Origin of the sequence: Pontitalea aquivivens (assembly GCF_046507575.1) — a bacterium.
Classification (GTDB): Bacteria; Pseudomonadota; Alphaproteobacteria; order Rhodobacterales; family Rhodobacteraceae; genus Pontitalea; species Pontitalea aquivivens.
In genome coordinates, this window is record NZ_JBKFEY010000057.1 from 1 (window position 1) to 5,187 (window position 5,187).

A 5,187-nucleotide genomic window follows, 5' to 3' on the forward strand; every position below is an offset into this window, starting at 1 on the left:
AATTCGCCGCTTCTCATCGTCCTTCCCGGCAAGGCGCACAAATGTCGTCACGGTATCCCCGACGATGACAGCTTTAAGGTATTTGGCCGACGTCGACAGCAAGGCAGTACGGATCTGGAACCGCTCGCAGAATTGCACAATGGGCTTCGACATCAGCGCCGAAGTCATGACGCCATGTGCCACACGATCTGGATAATGGGTGTTAGCTCGCGCCCAAGCCCCATCCATGTGAATCGGATTGAAGCTCTGGATCGCATGAGCGAAGGCATCAATCGTTGCTCCGTCAATGACTTGAGTGCTCGATTCAGAGGCACCGAGGGTCAGCGATTCGTACGTTCCCGTCCAGTCACTCGTCATCGGATCACCCATGCAAGGAACCCTTCCGGCAGCCCAACAGCAGATTCTTTCACCCGCTTTCTGGGCATTCGGGGAAAGGACATATACTTGTCCGCCCACAATGAGATGCGCTTGAGCAAGGCGTCGCGCGCCGGTCCGAGACGACGCAAACCGTGTTCGTGCGGAGATTTGCGCGCTCCGCCGCACGTCTGAGTGCATCCGACCGCGGTTGGTTCAGTTTCTAGGTAGCTAGCCACGAATTTTCTCCTCACGATTGTGCCGCGCTGGGCTCGCGACCCCGACAGCGATTTCCTCTGCTCTTGCTCGCCCCTCGCCGATCGCGCGCCGATCGGCTCCGATGCCGCAGGGGTCGTTGCGGAAAGCCGTATCGGGCAGCTGAACTACGGCCATTCCACCCCATCGCTCGTTCGACGCACGAGCGCGCCGGACTGGAAGGTTTCCGGGTCTTCCGCCACCTCGGGCAACGGATCTCACCGGAACTGCGAGAATCCCGGCAGCCCGCAGACGCATGCTTGCATTTGCCCGATCAAGATGGCCTACATTGGCAAGCACGACCTCCACGTCATGGTGTCGAGCCGCTGCGGCAATGTAACCGTCGAAAACGGAAAAAATCGTGCAGGTGTCCTGCTCCTCTCCATTCCAAGACGTCTGCGTCAGCCACACCGTTGCGTCCTGCATGGCCAAGTCTATGCTTTGGCCGCGCCCGGAACGCTCCCGTTCGGCGATCATCGTGAGGACGGCATAGAGCGCAAAGATACCGCCGGTAATGTCACCGGCTGAGATACCAAGCTCCACCGGTGTCCCCTCAACTCGCGTCAGATCCATCAATCCGGACATCGCCTGCACGACGGTATCAAAGGCTGGCCGGCCTGGATGGCGGGAATCTGCGCCGAATCCGGATATGCCGCAGTATATAAGTCGCGGGTTCAATTCATCGAGGCGAGATGGCGGAAACCCAAGTTTCGCCAGCGATCCCGGCTTCATATTCTCGACGAGGACGTCCGCCTTGCGGACGAGGGCTGTGAACAGTTCCTTGTCGGCCGGATTCCCAAGATTAAGGCTGACGCTGCGCTTGCCACTGTTGCTCATCGCGAAGAAATAGCCGGTCCCTGTCTGGTGCGGCGACCAGGCGCGCGACTCCTCCCCAGCCAGCGGCTCAATCTTACGAACTTCGGCACCGAGCGACGACAAATGGCGCGCGGCGAGCGGCACCGTTGTATACTGGCCTATCTCCATGACCAACAATCCCTCGCAGGGCGCGCGGGGAATTGATGATTGGCGCAACGGCGTCTTGCATCGTGTTCCGAACTGGTCAGCGTCGGCATTGCCGCGCAGCGGAGCAGCTTCTGACTCCACGCCTGGCGTACGCGAGGCTTTCAGCGGCGTTCCTGCGATCAGTGCGCTGCGTTGCGTCGCGGGGTCGTGAAGCCGGCGGACCATCCGGCGATAGACGATGCTTGCATCGGTTTCGAACCGGGTGACTGAGATGATCGGCCCTGACGCCACGCCTCCTTCCGAGAAGGACCTGATACATTCCTCCACCGATTGGCTGCCGGTCCATCCGTTGACAACTGCATCGACCTCATCCACCCGGTCGAGGCGGTCCGCCAGCTTGACGAACGGACCTTCACGGGCAAGCTCCGGGCGCTCCATGAGATCGCATAGCTTCATCCAATGCTCGTCTTTTGCCGAGCGAAGCAGAACCCAGCCGTCTTTGGCGTGATAGGCATTCCAAGGCGCTAGCATCTGGTGACGGTTTTCGGCGCGTTGCGTATTCCTGTAACCGTAATGAAGCGGGAGGAAGGTGGCCAGCGAGTTGATGCCGCATTCATAGATTGACACGTCCAGCCGCTGAACGACGCCGTCGCGGTCCCGCACGCGCAGCGCGGCCAACACGCCGGCAGCAGCGTAGATTCCAGCATGAAACTCCAGCACCGGAACGTCGCTCAAGGACGGCCGCGCATCCGATAGTCCTGTGACCTCAGCAACGCCGCTGTAGGCCTGGATGATTTTTTCCGGCCAGCCTCGCTGCGCCGGTGCCTGTGAGCCGAAACTTGTAATTTCGCAGACGATTTCATCGCTACTCAACTTTTTCGCCACTGCTGAAAGGATCGGCCGATCCTGGTCGGAGGAAAGGAGCACCACGTCCGCCGCTTGAAGTACGCGGTCCACGTCGCCGTGCTCGGCATTGAGAGACAGGCTGCTTTTACCCGCCAGCAGGGTCGGGCGGCTCCTCCATTTGTTGAGGTCTCCGGCATCCTCCGGCTCAAGCACAATGACCGTAGCACCGGCTTGCGCCAAAAGAAGCCCACATGCGGCTAGAGCTCGGCGTTCGCCGATTTCCACCACAAGCACGCCGTCAAGCGCGGAATTGCCCACAACATCCTCCACGGCCTTAATTTCTTTTGGTGGAACAGGGTTCATTTTTAACAGACTACGTTTCTGTAGCGGCTTTGTCTACCCTTTCGTCATCGATTTGATGGTCTTGGGCTGTGCGCTCGGTTTTCGCCAGACGCCGCAAGCGCCTTCGCGGATGACGTCGTCGCCCTCGAAGATCCGGTTGGAGAGCCCGTTGTGGCTGACCGTAAGCCGGACTCCCTCGAGAGGGAGCGGTCAACGCCGTTGGTGTTACTCCCTTCGAAAGGGGTCGGTCATAATCGAATTCCGGGCCGATCAATCTCCAAACGTGGGTTGGGGCGACACCGTAGAACCCCGCCATGGGGCGTATGTCGGTCAATCAACATGACCGCTGTATACTTGAGACCTCTGAGCGCGTGTTTGGACTGACGTGTTAATCTGTGATTCGCTCAATCTGAACGATGGATTGGCGGGGATGCGAGGGACGTCGGCGCATTGGTTAGGCAAGGTTCAGTTTTGCCGTTGATCGTGGCTCTTTGGATGCGGTTGCCAAACTGATTGACTGGATGCCGGTCGAACAGGCCCTGGTGTGTTTTCTGTGCTGCGAAGGGCGAGCCTGCTCGGTCGCCAATGGCCCTACTCAAGGCGATGCTGCTCTCGATCTGGTACTGCGTCAAGCTTGCTGAGGCGCCAGACGACAGAGGATCGTTCCGACGGTTCTGCGGGTTCTCGGCTGCGGAGCCGACATCTGAACGAACGGCTTTCGTGCGTTTTTTCGCAAGGCCCTTGTGGCCCATTGAAAAGACCCGTTCGAGGAGATCACCCGTCAGCTCAAAGCCAACCCGATCCAGGTGAAGACCGGCACGCTTGTCGATGCGACGATTATCGTCTCGGCCAATGAAGACGACGATGAGAGCCGTTGAGTCAGCACAGGGCCGACCAGCAGTTCATAGCTTCAAAGCCCCATGTGGGTGCCGATGTCGAAACGGTCCTTGTCAAGGAGATCGCCATCACGCCCGCCAACATCAACGACGGCAAGTCCGTCCTGATGCTCTGCCCGACAATCCCGGCAAGGTTTTTGCCGACAGCGCCTATCGCGGCAACCATTTCGGCGAAGCGGTGCGCGCCAAGGGTGGAACGCCACGCGTCGCCACCTGCATGTGAGGACGGGACGAGGCTGAAACGTTTAGGCGGCTCAAAGCCTGGAACCGGCCGATCACCGCGTTCGTGGTCGGATCGAGAAGATCTTCGGCACATGGAAACGAAGCTACGGCCTTCGTCGGATGGGATGGCGCGGGCTTACCAAGGCGGTCAAAATTCGCTCACCGCCATTGCCTACGACATAAAACGCAGTTTGAAGGTAATCCACCATGGCTAGATAGCGGGAAAAGGCCACCCTAACTCTCACAGGAGAGGGTCACAAGCCAGCCGACGATGTTGGCGCTGATCTCTTTGCGCCCTTTAACCTCGAATCCGAAAAGTTCAAACAAAACTAAACGAATAATGCTTACCGCACACAGGTCTCTACTTTGCGGTTGCGCTGGACGTGGCTCCGCACTCTTGTGAAGCTCACTTTATCCAACGCTCCTTGAGCTTAGCGCGATGCCACTTTGAACGATAACCGCGTATAAGTTGTCTTGGGAAGTCGACTTCGGCATCCAGCACAGCCGCAGCACCCCAAGCCCAATTTGGATCGACAAGCATCGTCCGGGCAAGGGCAACAAAATCGGCGTCCCCCCGAGCAATGATGTTTTCTGCGTGGTGCGGGTCGAAGATCATGCCCATAGCCATGGTCGGAACCCCCGACTCGCGCCGTATCTGGGAAGAGAATTCGACCTGATGTCCCTCCCCTAGAGTGATCTCCTGATTGAGCGAAAGCCCGCCAGACGACACGGCGATCACGTCGCATCCCAATTCCTTCAGTTTGCGGCTGAAGACGACCGACTGCTCCGGGTCCCAACCACCCTCTACCCAGTCAGTCGCTGAAATGCGAACTGAGATCGGAAGGTCTGGTGGCCAAGCCTCGCGAACCGCTTTGAACACCTGCAGCGGATAGCGCATTCGATTCTCGAGGTTTCCGCCAAATTCGTCATTGCGCTCATTGCTGAGTGGCGACAAAAACTGGTGCATCAGATATCCATGGGCGGCTACGAATTCTAGAAGTTGCGCTCCGCTGCGTGCCGCCCTCCGCGTCGCTTCAACATGGGCGTCGAGAATCCGCCGCATACCGTCCTCGTCGAGCGCCTCAGGGGCTGGCCAGCCCGGCGCTCGCGGCTGCGCGGAGCAACTCACCGTTGGCCATGGCTCTTCATATGGGCGAAGAAATTCAGGAGCTCGCGACCCGCCACCCCCGGCGGCTGGAATTCGCGTGGAACCCTTTCGACCGGCGTGGCTGATTTGAACGCCGAAATGGGCCGATCCATACGCTTTGCAGAATTTCACGACGCGCTCCAGCGCGCGCTCATTTTCGTC

Annotated in this window: 4 protein-coding genes; 1 reads left to right on the forward strand and 3 read right to left on the reverse strand. The window is 59.0% G+C overall.

Annotation, left to right across the window (positions count from 1 at the left end; translation table 11 throughout):
• Positions 1 to 369: MaoC family dehydratase (locus tag ACK8OU_RS19780; protein WP_410305047.1), on the reverse strand; the 369-nt coding region annotated here is incomplete at its 3' end.
• A 216-nt stretch (positions 370 to 585) separates the two neighbouring features.
• The gene (locus tag ACK8OU_RS19785; protein ID WP_410305048.1) at positions 586 to 2,748 is read right to left on the reverse strand and encodes a CaiB/BaiF CoA-transferase family protein; all 2,163 of its coding nucleotides are present in this window, start codon (positions 2,746 to 2,748) and stop codon (positions 586 to 588) included.
• Between the two features lie 615 nt (positions 2,749 to 3,363).
• Here ACK8OU_RS19785 and ACK8OU_RS19790 point away from each other — a divergent pair.
• The gene (locus ACK8OU_RS19790) at positions 3,364 to 3,570 is read left to right on the forward strand and encodes a transposase (protein ID WP_410305049.1); all 207 of its coding nucleotides are present in this window, start codon (positions 3,364 to 3,366) and stop codon (positions 3,568 to 3,570) included.
• Positions 3,571 to 4,284: 714 nt separating this feature from the next.
• Here ACK8OU_RS19790 and ACK8OU_RS19795 read toward each other — a convergent pair.
• A partial coding sequence (locus tag ACK8OU_RS19795) for an oxidoreductase (protein WP_410305050.1) occupies positions 4,285 to 5,187 on the reverse strand: 903 nt, incomplete at its 5' end.